This is a genomic window from Bacillus sp. JJ1764, from assembly GCF_036962145.1.
Lineage (GTDB): Bacteria > Bacillota > Bacilli > Bacillales > Cytobacillaceae > Neobacillus.
In genome coordinates, this window is record NZ_JBALNY010000099.1 from 42,948 (window position 1) to 58,392 (window position 15,445).

The 15,445-nt window shown below is 39.8% G+C and carries 14 protein-coding genes; 9 read left to right on the top strand and 5 right to left on the bottom strand.

Annotated features, from left to right (window positions below; translation table 11 throughout):
- Nucleotides 1-7 precede the first annotated feature (7 nt).
- Complete coding sequence (locus V7083_RS14595; RefSeq protein WP_335479008.1) at nt 8-1,615, bottom strand: amidohydrolase; 1,608 nt, start codon at nt 1,613-1,615, stop codon at nt 8-10.
- Nucleotides 1,616-1,750: 135 nt separating this feature from the next.
- Nucleotides 1,751-2,614 carry a MerR family transcriptional regulator gene (locus V7083_RS14600; RefSeq protein ID WP_335479011.1) on the bottom strand — a complete coding sequence of 288 codons (864 nt, stop codon included), beginning with the start codon at nt 2,612-2,614 and terminating at the stop codon, nt 1,751-1,753.
- A 501-nt stretch (nt 2,615-3,115) separates the two neighbouring features.
- On the opposite strand from V7083_RS14600, the gene V7083_RS14605 reads away from it, so the two are divergent.
- Nucleotides 3,116-3,682, top strand: a complete 567-nt coding sequence (locus V7083_RS14605) for a hypothetical protein (protein ID WP_335479013.1) — start codon at nt 3,116-3,118, stop codon at nt 3,680-3,682.
- 80 nt (nt 3,683-3,762) lie between these two features.
- On the opposite strand, the gene V7083_RS14610 is transcribed toward V7083_RS14605, so the two are convergent.
- A complete protein-coding gene (locus tag V7083_RS14610; RefSeq protein ID WP_438823729.1) occupies nt 3,763-7,077 on the bottom strand; it encodes a polysaccharide deacetylase family protein in 3,315 nt (1,104 codons plus the stop codon).
- Between the two features lie 721 nt (nt 7,078-7,798).
- Between V7083_RS14610 and V7083_RS14615 the strand changes: the two genes are divergently transcribed.
- Entirely contained in the window at nt 7,799-8,380 is a 582-nt protein-coding gene (locus V7083_RS14615) for a TIGR00730 family Rossman fold protein (protein ID WP_335479017.1), read from the top strand.
- Between the two features lie 124 nt (nt 8,381-8,504).
- On the opposite strand, the gene V7083_RS14620 is transcribed toward V7083_RS14615, so the two are convergent.
- The gene (locus tag V7083_RS14620) at nt 8,505-9,626 is read right to left on the bottom strand and encodes a transglutaminase domain-containing protein (RefSeq protein ID WP_335479019.1); all 1,122 of its coding nucleotides are present in this window, start codon (nt 9,624-9,626) and stop codon (nt 8,505-8,507) included.
- 179 nt (nt 9,627-9,805) lie between these two features.
- Here V7083_RS14620 and V7083_RS14625 point away from each other — a divergent pair, with 179 nt between their 5' ends.
- Together V7083_RS14625 and V7083_RS14630 are read left to right on the top strand one after the other, a co-directional pair.
- Entirely contained in the window at nt 9,806-10,219 is a 414-nt protein-coding gene (locus V7083_RS14625; RefSeq protein WP_335479022.1) for a hypothetical protein, read from the top strand.
- A 1-nt stretch (nt 10,220) separates the two neighbouring features.
- Nucleotides 10,221-10,895, top strand: coding sequence for a PspA/IM30 family protein (locus tag V7083_RS14630; protein ID WP_335479024.1), 675 nt, complete (start codon nt 10,221-10,223; stop codon nt 10,893-10,895).
- A 145-nt stretch (nt 10,896-11,040) separates the two neighbouring features.
- On the opposite strand, the gene V7083_RS23825 is transcribed toward V7083_RS14630, so the two are convergent.
- Nucleotides 11,041-11,190: an Ig-like domain-containing protein gene (locus tag V7083_RS23825; protein ID WP_438823727.1), complete on the bottom strand. Its 150-nt coding sequence runs from the start codon at nt 11,188-11,190 to the stop codon at nt 11,041-11,043.
- A gap of 122 nt (nt 11,191-11,312) precedes the next feature.
- Between V7083_RS23825 and V7083_RS14635 the strand changes: the two genes are divergently transcribed.
- The 5 genes from V7083_RS14635 to V7083_RS14655 all read left to right on the top strand — a co-directional run bounded on the left by V7083_RS14635 (nt 11,313) and on the right by V7083_RS14655 (nt 15,136).
- Nucleotides 11,313-12,548: a serpin family protein gene (locus V7083_RS14635; RefSeq protein WP_335479026.1), complete on the top strand. Its 1,236-nt coding sequence runs from the start codon at nt 11,313-11,315 to the stop codon at nt 12,546-12,548.
- Nucleotides 12,549-12,794: 246 nt separating this feature from the next.
- Nucleotides 12,795-13,379 carry a TetR family transcriptional regulator gene (locus tag V7083_RS14640; protein WP_335479028.1) on the top strand — a complete coding sequence of 195 codons (585 nt, stop codon included), beginning with the start codon at nt 12,795-12,797 and terminating at the stop codon, nt 13,377-13,379.
- Between the two features lie 81 nt (nt 13,380-13,460).
- Entirely contained in the window at nt 13,461-13,787 is a 327-nt protein-coding gene (locus tag V7083_RS14645; RefSeq protein WP_335479030.1) for a DMT family transporter, read from the top strand.
- Nucleotides 13,787-14,101: a DMT family transporter gene (locus V7083_RS14650; protein WP_335479032.1), complete on the top strand. Its 315-nt coding sequence runs from the start codon at nt 13,787-13,789 to the stop codon at nt 14,099-14,101. The genes V7083_RS14645 and V7083_RS14650 overlap by 1 nt, the downstream gene beginning before the upstream one ends.
- A gap of 438 nt (nt 14,102-14,539) precedes the next feature.
- Nucleotides 14,540-15,136 (top strand): hypothetical protein, encoded by a 597-nt coding sequence (locus V7083_RS14655; RefSeq protein ID WP_335479034.1) that lies wholly within the window; start codon nt 14,540-14,542, stop codon nt 15,134-15,136.
- The last annotated feature ends 309 nt before the right edge of the window (nt 15,137-15,445 follow it).

Genomic DNA, 15,445 nt, shown 5'->3' on the forward strand with positions numbered 1-15,445 from the left:
TCCTTACTTACGTATTTTTTTGATAAATAACTTTCCCATCAACCATCGTTAGCTGCACATTTGTAACCGGAATTTCATCTAAAGGTATTTCAAAGAGATTACGTTCCAAGACGACAAGATCAGCAAGCTTGCCTACTTCTAATGTCCCTAATTCATGCTCTCTAAATGAACCGTAAGCAGGCCCAATCGTATAAGCTTTTATTGCATCGGCAAGAGTAATCCGCTCATGTGGATGCCATACCGTGTTTCCGCTGCTGTCAATTCTTGTGACGGCACGATAGATTTGTTGAAGTGGATTCAGGATATCGATAGGGAAGTCAGTTCCAAATGCTACTGTTGCACCGGATTCTTGCAGTGTATGAATCAAGAAAACTTGTTTTTCCCTTTCAGGTCCTATTTTGTCAGTGTAAACTCCTCGTTCCGACATCGCCAAGTGGTCAGGCTGCATTGAAGCCGTAACACCAAGCTTTTGGAAACGAGGGATATCATCAGGGTGAATCACTTCAATATGTTCCACGTTATGACGGGAATCACGCTTGCCATTGACCCGTTGCGCTTGTTCATAAGCATCTAAAGCAAGACGAATCGCTCCATCGCCAATCGCATGAAAGCGAATGCTGAATCCCTCTTTATCCGCTTCTACTACCCACTTTTTAATCGTCTCAGGAGGAAAAGAGGTCTCACCACATGTATCTGGTTGATCAGAATAAGGTTCTAATAAATAGGCTGTTCGAGCAGTAATGACACCATCGATAAATTGTTTAAGCCCAGACACTCGGAGTTTAGTTGAATGATAGGTGTTACGTAGTTGTTTAGCATGTTCTAAATCACCATTTAAAGCAGGCCAAAGATGAATACGTGTTGTTAATTCGCCCTTATCCTCAAATTTTTTGAAAACCTCGAGGGCGTCTATATTTTTTAACGCATGTAAATCGTGAACGGAAGTGACTCCAAGGCTTGCTGCATGTTTTAAGAAGTTAGCGAACATATCCTCTTTTTGGATTTCCCTGAAATTGAAGGCGTGTTGAATGACTGCATCCATTGCTTTTTCATATAAGAGGCCATTTGGATCGCCATTTTCATATTTCCCGATTACTCCGTAAGAAGGGTTTTCTGTTTGACGGGTAATATTTGCAATTTCTAGTGCCTTTGAATTTACCCAAGCATAATGTCCTTCAGCATGGAACATAAGGGCTGGACGATCCGGGATGATTTGATCTAATGAATAACGATCAGGTAATTGTTGAGTATCCCAGTAGCCTGCATCCCATGTGAATCCAATGACCCATGGGTTTTCCGGATTTGATTGGGAAAATTTGTTAATCATTTGCAGTGCTTCTTCTTCTGAGCGGGCCGCAAACAAATTGACACTTTTAAGAGAAACAGCACCTTGCATAATATGAAGATGAAAATCATGGAATCCCGGCATTATGAGCTGGTCGTTGAATTGATAGTTTTTAGTGTGTTCTGCCGCGAAATATTCCATTTCTTCTTTAGAACCAATTGCCATAATTTTGTTGTCTTTGATGGCTATGGAAGCAGGTCTTGGCTGGTCGGATAGACCCGTATATACTGCATTACTTGAAATAATGATATCGGCTAGATGTTTAGCCATGTTTCACCCATCCCTTCATTAATCTTTCCAACGTTTCTTTTCAGCAAATTGGAAAATGAACGTTCCAATTTATAATAAAGTATCGTCTTACTCAAGAGTCAATGTGACCAAAAAAAAAGCCTTGAAATGATCATGTCATTTCGAAGGCTCTTTAATGGGAATTTGTATTTCATAAAATGCTTCATCGTATTGATCTGTTAAAGAAATGTCAACCTGCATGATTCGAACAGCGTCACCTATAATCTGGTAGCCATGAGTATCAATATAATGGAGTAGCTTTTTAAACTGTACCAGCATTTTTTCCCTGACAACACCTCCATAATAAGAACAAGCGTAAAGTCCTTTTTCAAGTTTGAGTGTTGGGATTACTGACTCTTCATTTTGTACAAGTATAAATAATTGGGATTGGTAAGTATTAATTTGATGGGATAAATCAGATGTATGACGTAATTCGTTAAAGTACTCTTTTTTAATAAAATCTCCAAAAATATTACTTGCCAATGCTGGAATGGCCCCACCAATCATATTTTCTAACTCTAGGATTCCTAGATAAAGATTTTCTTGGTCCTCCCAACCTACAGGTTTTTCAAGCTGAATGTATTTACGTTCTTCAAGTTGTTTGATGATGATATCCGAATCTAGATAATGATTTGTAAAATCCTCAATATTGGATAACCTTGTGGTTAAAATTTCACGAATTTCTTGCAATTCCTGGATTTTATCCTCAATATTGTTTATTGATTTTCTTAGTAATTGAACGGATTTTTTGACATTGCGATTGGTTAGAAAGTCCTTAATTTCTTCAAGAGAGAAACCAATTTTCTTTAATTCTTTTATGGTCCCAAGAACTTCATACTGATATAAGGAATAGTAGCGATATCCCGAATCCGGGTCAGTCAGATACGGTTTTAGCAAACCTATTCTGTCGTAATGGCGCAGCGTGTCGATTGTTACATTTCGCAGTTTCGCCATTCTTCCTATACTCAACTTATTCTGCATGGCCATTTCCCCTTTTCAAATCAAAGAAATAATAGGTAATTTGTCGATTATTCTTTATTATAAATGATGGATTTCATTTCTGGATATATAAACATAAATTCTCATTATGTTGGAACCCATTGCTTTGGCAAGGGGAGTTGAGGTGAAGGATCTTATTACCGGGGAGGGGCTTGGAAGCATCCCCTTCAGCAGCAACATTCGCGATATCAGTAAACGAAACAGGCTGAAGAAAAGATAATGAAATTGTGCATAAGGGATCCTTTAACCAGATTTTCTAATAGGTTCTTATTAAATGATCGTCTTACACAGGCAATTGATCAGGTAGATGAATCGGCAGAACATTGGAATTATGTATATTGATTTGAAGCGGTTTAATTAATCCGATTGGTGAGTGGGTGCTTTATGATGTATGCTCGTATATAGTTTTTAGCTACCCCCATAATCCATTTATGCTTGATCGTATTCTTTTAATAGGAATACAAAAAGCACGAGGGGAATAGTATGAACAAACTGACCAAGGGCGCTCTTTCCATGGTGTTAGTTGGATTTGTCACGTTTTCTGTCACCAACTCTCTACTAGTTAATCAATCTCCTAATCAAGCAACAGGAAAAAATCCTGCCGGTGACAATAATAAAGCGGACGAAACCAACGAAAAAACGCTGAAGGATCAAACGCCAACAGCCAAGGTGAATTCGGAGCCAACCGAGGTGAATCCGGAGCCAACCAAGCCGTCTACTAACAGTACTGCTGCTCAGGTAGATTTAAATAATAGCCAAAAAAATGATGGAGTAATTGCGGCTGTTCAATCGAAAAAAAATAATTCCACCAAGGAAACTTCACCAAGTCCTGCTCATGTAATTACCACAACGACTGCTACACATGCCGTTACAGCGACACCTGCCATTAGTGCACCATCAGCACAAACAACGACAACCACTTCGTCAGGATCTAATACAACAAGTACGAACACCACAACAACCAACAATGGGCAAAAAGTATCCCAAGCTGCTAAAGATAAGGCTGCTAGCCGTCGAGACACCAGAGAAATGAACGGTAAGAAAAAGTAAGTCAAAGGGTCACCACAAGAAGGTGGTCCTTTTTGTTGTAATTAAAAATGGCCTTCCCTAAAAAGGGAAGACCTGACGCCTTACATATATTCCTCACCCTTCATCATGGAAGATTCCTGAGTTACATTTCCATTTCGCTTCAGTTTATTCCAGCCAACAGTTACTCCCTTAATCGCCGAGAAGATCGATTTAATGACCACATACGTCATTAATTGTTTATATAGGATTCGTTGCAGAAATAAGGAAACGAGCGGTTTTGGACTTTCCTTCTCCAATCGAAACGCATATAGGGAAGTAAAGAAATCCAGCAGATAAAATAGGGCAAATCCTATCGCTGCCTTTCCAGGATGTGGACCAAACAGGGCAATTATGAACAGGATATCTGCAATCGGTGATATGGTTTGGTAAAAATATTGGAAAAGCCACATGTTTGGAAGGCCGATATAACCTAATGAGTTATGTTGCTTATTGAATAAAGCCTCGCGATGCTTCCATAAGCATTGGAGTGTGCCATAAACCCACCGGTAACGCTGTTTTGCCAGACTTTTAATATCCTCCGGCACTTCAGTGAAGGCATACGCTTTTTCTTCGAATTCAATTTTTTTCCCTTGGCGTAAAAGCGTAAGAGTAATATCGGTATCCTCGGCCAATGTATCTTCTTTAAAGTAACCAGCTTCTTCTACCGCTGTCTTTCTCCAGGCACCGATTGCGCCTGGTACAACCGTAATACAATTGAGAGTAGCAAAGGCCCTTCTCTCTAGGTTAAAGCCTGTTACATATTCGATATGCTGCCAATTTGTAAGAAGGTTTCCCTTATTGCCAACTTTAACATTTCCTGAAACTGCTGCCACATTTTCATTTTTAAAATGGTGAACAAGAAGGGAAATTGCATTTTCGGCAATGAGAGTATCCGCATCGAGAGCCACCACGATTTCCCCTTTTGCTTCTTTAAAACCGAGATTAACAGCGGACGATTTCCCTCCATTGGGTTTGGTCAGCAATCTGACCCGGGCGTGTTCTGCATACGTTTTTTGGACAACCTTAGCGGTATCATCCTTAGAGCCATCGTCGATAATTAGGATCTCAAAAGCAAGGTAATCGCTGGATAAAATGGAATCAACCGTTTTGCAAATCACTTTTTCCTCGTTATAGGCAGCAATAACAACACTGACAAACGGTGTAAAGCCGGGGGCGATCTTGGAATCCTTGTCCCTTTTTATCTGCTTTCTTGAAAGAAATACGAAGATTGCCATCCGTAAGATTCCTAAAAGGATCGCTGAGTAGAACAGGAAGCTTAGTCCGTAATGCCAGCCTTGCAAGAGCTTGAATACTGCCTTGTCATAAACCATATAAGGGTTGTTTTGACTTGCAGGGGGCATAATCTGAGTATGACTCTTTCCAATAAGCTGGCCAATGGTGGTAAATGTGTAACCTCGCTTTTTAAGCTCCTCAATGATCATCGGCAGGGCCTTTACAGTGTTGGACCGGTCACCGCCAGAATCGTGAAGCAAGATCACATGGCCATCTTTTAGCTGATCCAATACCCGCTTTACAATTTCATTACTTGATAGCTTTTTCCAATCGTCAGAGTCATTTAATTCTCCGACCATGGAATACCCCATATCCTGTGCCCGTAATATAGGCAACAGTTCTTTCTTTGTACTTGGTTCCGCATTAGCTACATACGGCGGGCGGAAGAGTGTCATCGAACGGCCGGTAATTTCTTCAAAAAGTCTTTGAGTGGCATTTAGCTCCCATTTCGTTTGCCATGAGGCGATCGATGCTACATCAGGATGGGTAAAGGTATGATTGCCAATTTCATGGCCTTCTTCATACATCCTTTTAACGAGTTCGGGATGCTGCACTGCATTTTCTCCAATAATGAAGAAAGCCCCTTTAATATGATTCTTGTCCAAAATGTCCAATATTTGCGGCGTATAGACTGGATCCGGGCCGTCATCAAAGGTAAGGACGACTTCCTTCGTTTTGGGTTTGCCATATCGAGTTACATTATATGGCTTGGGTAAATCCGTATAGGTTTCGGTTTGAATCAGACCTAGTGAATCTAATCGAATCGTTCTGTTCCCTTTTTCTGATTGAGAATCAATTTTTAGAATTTCTCCGGCACCCGTATAGTGAACAGGTTCAGGGTTCACTAAGGTTTTAAGAGCATTGGATGGATTTTCTATTTCTTTTGTTTTATTGATGTAATTCCAAATCGAAGGATCTTCGGAACCAAGACGCCAAACCGCTATTCCGCTTGCGCCGCTATCTACAGCCAGCTTCATTTGATTATAAAAAGTAGCACCATCCAAAAACCAAACAATATGTTTTTTTTCATTTCGTTTGTACTGTAAATAAGGGTTACCTGTCTGTTGATTCCAATGGATTTGGAGGTTGTTTCCCGCTCCGAGATTCATGATATCCCCGAACGTCATCGTAGCTGCAGGTTGCTTGGAGTTTTCTTCCCAGTCATAACCGTAAATCCCCAAACCGGCAATTAATTTATCAGAAGGAATAGGGAGTTGGGTTAAGCTCTCCTTTGCCCAATCCGATTGAGCCACAGGCCCCGGTTTACTTATGGAGTTATGCTGGTCATAAAGCATGACAATCATCCGATCAACGTTTGCTGCTAAAGAAATATAGTCAAAACTTTTGTTATTAGGCGGGACATCTACTGTGACCATGAGCCCATGTTGATGAAAGCTTTTAGATACTTTTTCAATAAAATTGGTGAAATTCTCTTTGTCATTTGGCATGATTCCTTCAAAGTCTATATTAATTCCGTCAAAGTTATTGGTTCTTACATAGGTTAACAAATTTTTACTAAAACGATCTTCAGCACCGGGTTCAGTGAATAAGCGGTGCAGTGTCTCGCCATCCCATTTATGGTTAATAAAATTATTCACTAATGGAAGAACCTTTATATCATGTGCTTTTGCCTCTGCAGCAATTGAACTTTCCGTACTGCTTTTAAGGGTAAGGTCAGGTGTAAGCTGCATCCAGTCAGGCACTAATGTTGTAATGGAATCGGTATTCCTTTTGAAAGACATTTTGCTGTTGACGTCCCAATTGACGTAAAAACCATACACTTCCTGTTTGTTGGATAACCTCGTATTTTTTTGGATAAGTGGGGAAGGATTGGTTTTTTGAATCTGTGTTGCCAGTTCTGCTTCACTGAACTTGGTATTAATCGGCTCAATCCCGTTCTTTGCTGTGCTTTCATCCAATTGCAGCTCAGGAAATGCCGGGTTTGTATTAAGACTTTCAATAAAAATGGTAGAAGCTAAAACGATTAATACCGCAAAGCATGCACTCATTCGTTTAATGATGGACCAGCGTCTTTTTGCAGGATCCAGAAAAACCTGTTCCTTCCTTCGCTCGTTTTTTCTCAGCCCCAAGTTGTAAAGCCAGTGGAAGAAAAAATAACAGACAAGTCCAATCAAGCTTCCAAAGACCCCTGATGAGATGGCTTGCATAGATTCCATTTTCATTTTAAAGGCAGAAAATAACGGGTAATTTTCTAATATACTTAAATCCAGGGTTGGTAAATGACGAATGTTAGGGATAAAAATCGTAATTAACGTACCAAGAAATAAGGCGATGATATTCAGACGCAACAAAAGTGACAAAACAAACAATAATGGAATTTTTAAACTATCTAAAGGCAAAAAGGCCAGAAAAAACCCAATTGTACTCGCAACCGCTCCTGCATGTCCAGTAACAGGTGCAAACAATGATTTAACTATCCACCTGAAAATTCGATCCACTAAAACTCCTCCTTTATAGGTTAGTGTCGAAAAAAGTAACTAACATTAAAAACTTAGGTAATTGTATGAAGAATTTGAGGGTAGGCTGAAAAGTTCTCTCAAGTTTTATATGGTAATTAAGATATTTTCGTTATAAAAAACCTGCGATTATAAAATATTATTTAAATCGTAACCAATTTTTCTAACATGGTATGAGGGAGGCAGAATGGGTTTTTAGGAGAGTGAAAGGATCAGTTAATAGTGTTGCTACTTATCTAACGAACAGAAAATAAGCCTATTGAGGTTTTTAAATTAGAGGAAATCTATATATACTTAATAGGGAAAGAAAAGCCATGGGGGGAATAGAATGAAACGATTAGCCGTTTTTTGCGGCTCAAGTTTGGGAGCGACAGAAGCTTATAGAGCTGGAGCTGTTCAATTGGGTAAAGAATTAGCTGCACGCAACATATCGTTGGTTTATGGCGGTTCAAGCATCGGCTTGATGGGTGCAGTGGCGGATACAGTTTTAAATGAGGGCGGAGAAGCGATTGGTGTGATCCCTCGGGTGCTGGAAGAACGGGAAATAACTCATAAAAGTTTAACAGAGCTATATAGGGTTGAAACGATGCATGAACGAAAAGCAAAAATGGCCGAATTAGCGGATGGATTTATTGTCTTGCCCGGCGGAACCGGAACCCTTGAAGAGTTTTTTGAGATTTTTACATGGTCACAGATTGGTTTGAATCAGAAACCGTGCGGCCTTCTTAATATTGATCATTACTACGACCCGTTAATCAACCTGTTTGATCATATGGTGGAACAAAAATTTTTGCAGGAAAAATTCCGATCAATGGCCATCATTGAAGAAAAGCCTAACGCATTGATTGATGCGTTTTCCAATTATGTGCCTCCCACAATAAAAATATTCAAACCTGATGAAGAAATATGAAACATGGTTTTAAAGATTCATGGGTGAGATAAATAGAGTATAGAGGTTATGCTTGATTTCTAAATAGTAAAAGCCTTGCCGTGAATAAATCGGCAAGGCTTTTTCCTCTAAGCGAAATCCAGTGTCATCTAAATGATACATTCAATACGACATCATTTGTTATGTTGCTCGTTCTTTTATAATCAGAATAGGAGTAGGAATAATAGGACAGATTCGGGATTCCTTTAATAGCGGTTGCTATGTCATTTAACAGAGTAGAACGATTCATATATCTAATATGAATCGTAGATTGCTTGTTTTTAATAGCTTCCTTCATCATGGCAGCAAGTTCGTCTCTATTGTTTGCTGTATATTTTTTCGATAAAAGGTTAAGGTCCAATGCAGTGAGCAGCCCCCGGTAAACACTTGCTTTAGCGGGATCGGTGACAAGCTTTTTGTTCAACGTATTGTAAAAATCGGTTGTTGCGGCTGGATATGTTTTAACCCAAGAATGGTCTCTTTTTATTTGAGCATCAGTCAGATTGTAATAATCATAGGTTACACGGCCTGCAACATCCGGGAGCGGGTCGTCCCAGGTTGCATCAAAGTGGTACCAAACGCCATCAAGATTTACGAGGTTCCAAGCGTGAGATTGCCCCCCAGCGGTACCTTCAATTATTCTTGTTTTGATCCCGGCTTGATTGAGCATTTTATATGAAAGCAATGCATAGCCTTGGCAGACTGTTTTATAAGGCGACACCAGGGCATCGTAAGCAGAATATTTCGAATAACTTGTGTCATACGCGACATGTTTTTCAATCCAATCATGGATGACCTTTTCTTTTTCAAAGTTATTCATGCCCGGTTTAATGATTTGATTTAAAATGGCTGTTACCTTGGTATTAACGGTCTTTTCTTGTTGTGCTGTATTCCAATAGTTGAAAGTAAAGGTAATGGTTGCCATATTGCTACTATATTTATAGGAATAGTAATAACCCTTACTAGTATAGCGTAGATAGTCATCAGCATTATAGATCTTGTTGATGATATTGGAGATATCTTGTTGAAGTGTACTAATATTTCCTTTATACACAATTTGATAGGAAGTTTTTCTCTCATGCATCGCAGAATCAACTTTTGATTGCAAACTAGATAAAGTAGAGACGGAATCAACGGCTGCGTAAGCTTTTGGCGTTAGAAATAAGAGTGTAAACAATAGCAAAACAGCAAACTTTGAAACAGGAAAACTAAGATGTACTTTCCTCACAAGCAGTGTCCCCCTTTTTAACCTTCTGATAGGAATATTGTACTCCCCAAATGGGCTGGTGTCATATATTTTTTGATAGCTTCCTTCTATCTTTTTTAAAAAAACTTTCACCTTTCACCAAGTTTTCACCAAGCGCTACTAAACTGTAAACATCAAGAACGAAAGGAGGAAGGATAACGATGAATATGAAAGTGAAAAAAGGTATTTTCTGGGGTGCTATAATGATGCCAATAGTTTTAGGATTCCCCTTTCTATCGGGAGGTTCAAATGCCCTAGCAGCTGGGTTCCATGGCCACGATCGTGGCGGAATGGGAATGGGACCTAAAGGCGGTGGCTTTGGGGGCGGCCATCAAATGATGAATGCTCCACAACATGGAGGCTTTTCCTGGATTGGAACGTTAGTATTTCTGGCAATCATCATCGCTGTTGGCTATTTCGTAGTGAAATGGCTGAGAGGAAAATCAAAAGAATCCTCTATGCAGCAGTTTATTGATACTTCAATGATGAGTTCCTATAGACCTACCGTGAACCACAATGCAAGTGTATTAGATCAGTGGGAACAATCTATTAAAACCAAAAGGGAGAATGAATAATATGGGCATTTTTAAACGAATCAAAACCATTGCGAAGGCTGATCTAAATGGACTATTGGATAGCTTTGAAGATCCAATTGCTATGTTAAATGAATATTCAAGAGAAATGGAGCAGGAAATAGCCAAAGCACAAAAGGCTCTGTCCCGGCAAATTTTTGTAGAAAATAAACAGGCAGCGCTCATTTTGGAGCTTAAAGCGTTAGTGGAAAAAAGGACGCGTCAGGCGAAGTTGGCGTTAGAAGAAGGGGAGGAGAATATTGCTAAATTGGCCGTTCAGGAAAAACTAACGAACGAAAAGCAGTTGGCTCTTTATGAACAGCAATATGAAGCAATTAAGGACCAGACTGAAGTACTTAAGGGGAAAATAGCTAATTTGCACCAAACCTATAGCGAATTGCAGCACAAGAAGGTTCTTCTGGCATCACGAGCCAATGTGGCTCAATCAATGAAGCAGATCCAAAAGGCAACTGTATCCTTCCATACCGATGCTATTATGCGCGGGGTAGCTCGTGCAGAAGACAAGATTCTGTTCATGGAAGATGAACTACAAGCCGGCACGCAGTTTGCCGAACCACTTGCCCAGCAAGATGCTGCATATAGCCACTATATTGCAGATGACGAAGTAAATAGTGAATTGGAGAAATTAAAGCAGGAACAAGCTGTATTAGTAAAATAATATTTGAGAATGGAGGCACTTGCAGTATAGTCGGGTGCTTCCTTTTTTTAGGAGAGGAGACCATGTGAAAAATCATTAAAAATGATCCCGTAAGTTTGCTTATAGGGTCATTTTTTTTATTTTGTTACTGCCACTGTGCACTTCCTTATTTTAGTAGGATCTGAACGGAAGCGGTTGTGATTACCACCGAACCGTAACCGACAGCATGGACTTTGCCATTCGCTTCGACAGTCACTACGCTAGGATTACTACTCTTCCAAGTCAGAGAATTATCAGTGGCGTTGCTAGGGTTCACCGTCTATTTAGTACTATGAACATCATGAAAATAGAATTTGGTTTTTTTATAAATAAAAGAGATATAGCCGTGAAACAATAATAGATTTTTAAAGTCTAATAGAGTAAACGGAGGTGGCGGGTATGAAGAAATTAATCATTCCAATCTTAGTCATTAGTTTTTTTGTTATGGTGGTTGGCTGTGGAACAAATCAAAAGACAGCAAGCGGTAAGAGCAATGTAATTTTTAAAAAGGATGATTATAAGGGGATAATTTCCGCAAATAATCAATTAGGCTTTGACTTATTGGCGAAGGTCAAGGCAAACAAAGAGGGAAATGTTTTTATTTCTCCAACGAGTTTATTACAGTCGCTTTCAATGGTCTATAATGGGGCGGATGGTGTAACGAAAAAGGAGATCGAACAAGTACTACATAAGAAAGGTATCGAGGTTAACCAGCTCAATAAAGTCAATGCTTCCTTGATGTCCTTGCTACAAAACAGTTCCAAACATAGTCAGCTTAAAATGGCGAATTCCCTATGGATCAATCATCAATATCACTTTCAGGATAATTTTGCGAAGAATGTGCGGGGATATTATCACGCCAAGATCCAAAAAATAGACATAACTAGTTCTAAGACCCCAAAAATCATCAATGATTGGGTGAAGGAAACGACTAATGGAAAGATAGACAAGATGGTTGGGGATGATGATATAGACCGTAATACCTTTGCTATCCTGATTAACGCGATTACCTTTAAAGGGAACTGGATGCATGAATTTGCTGGGGGGCGTACGGAGAACCAAGCATTTCATTTAGTAGATGGAACGGTGAAAGATGTTCCGCTTATGTTCCTGAATGAGAAATTACCGTATTTGGAAAATGATGATTTTCAGGCGGTTTCACTTCCTTATGCCGATGGGAAAATGAGCATGAAGGTGTTTCTTCCAAGGGAGAATACCAGTTTGGAGAAATTTAAAGCGACCCTTAACAAAGATAACTGGGACCAATGGAATTCACAATTGCGAGAGCAAGAAGGTGTGATCATGCTGCCGAAATTCAAGTTGGAATATGAAACGGAACTGAGAAAATCATTAGAACAGCTTGGTATGACAACCCCATTTGGTGGGAAAGCGAACTTCACTAAAATGATCAAAGAAAGCGATCCCCTATTTATCAGTAAGGTCAAACAAAAAACCTTTTTAGAAGTAAATGAAAAAGGCACAGAGGCAGCAGCCGCAACCTCCACACAAATGACCTTAAAATCATTACCCATCCACATGGTAATTAACCGCCCATTCTTCATCGCCATAACCGATGACCAAACTGGTGCAATCCTGTTCATGGGTACCGTTTCAAATCCAGGAGGTGGAAATTAACAGGAAAAGGTAATAAAAAGGGTAATAAAAAAGGTGACAGGCACCACTCGTGTACAAATCAGACCGATTTGTCCATCTGGGGTGGACACTTCTTCTTATGGGGGTGTCCACTTTGGGTGGACATTTGTCTTTTAGTAGTGACAGGCACCTTTGTCGAACAAAAGATTGAGCCTTTTTTGATTTTTTTTAAAATATATGGTAAAATGAATGACAGTCATTCATACAATAAGAAGGAAGGTTTTTCATATGCCAAGAAGTGCTGATGGTAAATATGAAAAAATTTTAAGAGCTTCTATTGAAGTTATATCCGAGAAGGGAATTGATAAAGCTTCGGTTTCTGAAATAGTCAAAAAAGCCGGGGTGGCTCAGGGCACGTTCTATTTATATTTTTCATCGAAAATTGCGTTAATACCGGCAATCGCAGACTCCCTTTTTACTGAAACATTAGAGAGAGTGAAGGGGCGGATTCGGGAGGATCAGGATTTCTGGGGTGTGATAAAGGTGATTATCGACGAGACCTTTATTATTACTAGTGAGCACACCGATGTGATTGTCCTTTGCTATTCAGGGCTGGCGTTTGACCATTCCATGGAGAAGTGGAACTCCATCTACAAACCATATTATAACTGGCTAGAGGATATCCTGATAAAAGCAATTCAGGATGGATTGGTTATCTCGGACATTAATGTAAAACTGATGGCTAGAACCATCATCAATTTGATTGAAAACTCGGCAGAACGTTTTTATATTAGCCGTGAGCAAGAAGAAAACTTGGACGTTTTTAAGGATGAGACGTTTAATTTTATTAAAAGATCATTAGCTAAAAGGTAAAGTTATTGGAGTGATCCTTTAACTTTTATTCATCGCTAAAAAATGACTGACAGTCATTCATAGGTGAGAGGAGGAATATATATGAAGTGGTTTATGATATTTTTGGCAGGAATTTTAGAGGTGTTATGGGCTTCGTTTTTAAAATATGCTGATTCCATATCAGATTGGGTGATTACGGTTTTACTCATTGCGGTAAGTTTTACTATGCTAATTCGTTCATATAAAACCATCCCGGTAGCTGCGGCTTATACCGTTTTCGTTGGCATCGGTACAGTGGGAACTTATTTGTTGGGAATTTATTTGGGTGAGGCCTTTTCGATGAAACAAATTCTGTTTCTGATGATACTGTTGATGGGAATTGTAGGGATGAAGACATTTACAAAAGAAAACAAAAGAGGTGAGCAATAATGGTATGGGTATTATTAGTGTTAGCGGGTATTGAGGAAGTTATTGCGACGGTTGCGATGAAATATATGGATGGAGTCAAGAAGAAATGGCCAATAATTGTGATGGTGTGCGGGTTCATTTTTTCATTTTACTGCCTGTCAAAAGCTATGCGGGTTCTTCCAGCAGGTGTAGCATATGGGATTTGGACAGGAATCGGCTGCCTTGGGATTACGACCGTTGGCATCCTATGGTTTAAAGAACGATTTGGAATCTATCAGCTTATTTCACTTGGATTTATTTTAATAGGGGTCATTGGGTTAAGGCTGACCTCATAATGGTAACGACCGGATTCATCAATGGGTTCGGTCGTTTTATTTTTAGGGATATGAAACTTTTGTCATTTTTTAACGTAAGAGTTGGTAAATACAATTTGGGAGGCCTACGTATGTTTTCTGAAATGAATGCAAGGATTGTTGCAATCAAAGGAGAATTACGGAAAAAGGAAAAATATCAAACACAGCTTGCTGATTACCAGGAAGAACTGAAAATGGTCGAAAGGACACTTACCCAACTACGTTCCCAATTTACTGCAGAGAAAAAGGATGTTGAGAAACTAGAACATATTAGCCTAGCAAACTTAATTGCCACCTTATCCGGTAATAAAGATGAGAAGTTGTCAAAAGAAAAGCAAGAAATGATGGCTGCACAGCATAAATTGCAAGCAGCTGAAAAGACAAAAAGAGAAATAGATGAGGCGATGGAGGGGCNNGAAGTTGAAAAATACGGAAAATGAGTATCAAACGCTGCTAAGACAGAAAGAAGAATTGATCAAACAAAGCGGGGCTTCATACGCAGCAAAGGTGTTTGAATTGAGTGAACAGGAGGGGGCCCTGAAAGCCTATATTACCGAATTGGACGAAGCTATTTTTGCCGGAAGGCGGGTAGAACGGGCGCTTTCGGACGCTATAGCTGCACTAGAGAAAGCTCAAAACTGGGCGACATGGGATTTATTCGGCGGTGGAACTATATCAGATATTGCCAAGCACCAAAAAATAGATCAGGCAGAAGCTTATCTCCGTCAAGCACAAACAAACATGCGCCAATTCCAAAAAGAACTGTTAGATGTAAAACAAACAGCCCTTCCAGAAGTGAACATTTCCGGAATGCTGAAATTCGCCGACTTTTTCTTCGACGGTTTCATCTCTGACTACCTGGTCCAAGGGAAAATTAACAACTCCCTCGACCAAACAAAACACCACTATAATCATGTAGGAGACATCCTGACAAACCTCGAACTACAATCCGAAAGAAAACGAAAAAAACTAGAGCAAATCCACCATGAAAAGCAGGTAATAGTGGAAAGTCTATAAGTGGAGATGAGCGAGGGTGACAGGCACAGCTCGTGGACAATAGTACCGTTTTGTCCACGCGGGGCGCACAAAATGGATATATATTCCTAAAGAAATGAACCAAAAAAGCCTGAGGTCATGCCTCAAGCTTTTTTTGGTATTCTCAAAGTTCGAATATTGTTAGTACTATCATTTTTCATGATACATGATAGCACTATTTTTCTTGTTAGAACGCCCCGGATCCGCCGCCGCCACCGCTGACTCCACCCCCGCCGCCGCCGCTGCTGCTTGCGGTTGATTGGTAGGCGGAATGGAAGCCGGTAGAGGCTG

Excerpts from the sequence above, each read along its gene's own strand:
- V7083_RS14595 (WP_335479008.1), bottom strand. The coding sequence starts at position 1,615 with ATGGCTAAACATCTAGCCGATATCATTATTTCAAGTAATGCAGTATAT.
- V7083_RS14650 (WP_335479032.1), top strand. The coding sequence starts at position 13,787 with ATGGTATGGGTATTATTAGTGTTAGCGGGTATTGAGGAAGTTATTGCG.
- V7083_RS14615 (WP_335479017.1), top strand. The coding sequence starts at position 7,799 with ATGAAACGATTAGCCGTTTTTTGCGGCTCAAGTTTGGGAGCGACAGAA.
- V7083_RS14630 (WP_335479024.1), top strand. The coding sequence starts at position 10,221 with ATGGGCATTTTTAAACGAATCAAAACCATTGCGAAGGCTGATCTAAAT.
- V7083_RS14625 (WP_335479022.1), top strand. The coding sequence starts at position 9,806 with ATGAATATGAAAGTGAAAAAAGGTATTTTCTGGGGTGCTATAATGATG.
- V7083_RS14645 (WP_335479030.1), top strand. The coding sequence starts at position 13,461 with ATGAAGTGGTTTATGATATTTTTGGCAGGAATTTTAGAGGTGTTATGG.
- V7083_RS14635 (WP_335479026.1), top strand. The coding sequence starts at position 11,313 with ATGAAGAAATTAATCATTCCAATCTTAGTCATTAGTTTTTTTGTTATG.
- V7083_RS14640 (WP_335479028.1), top strand. The coding sequence starts at position 12,795 with ATGCCAAGAAGTGCTGATGGTAAATATGAAAAAATTTTAAGAGCTTCT.
- V7083_RS14605 (WP_335479013.1), top strand. The coding sequence starts at position 3,116 with ATGAACAAACTGACCAAGGGCGCTCTTTCCATGGTGTTAGTTGGATTT.
- V7083_RS14600 (WP_335479011.1), bottom strand. The coding sequence starts at position 2,614 with ATGCAGAATAAGTTGAGTATAGGAAGAATGGCGAAACTGCGAAATGTA.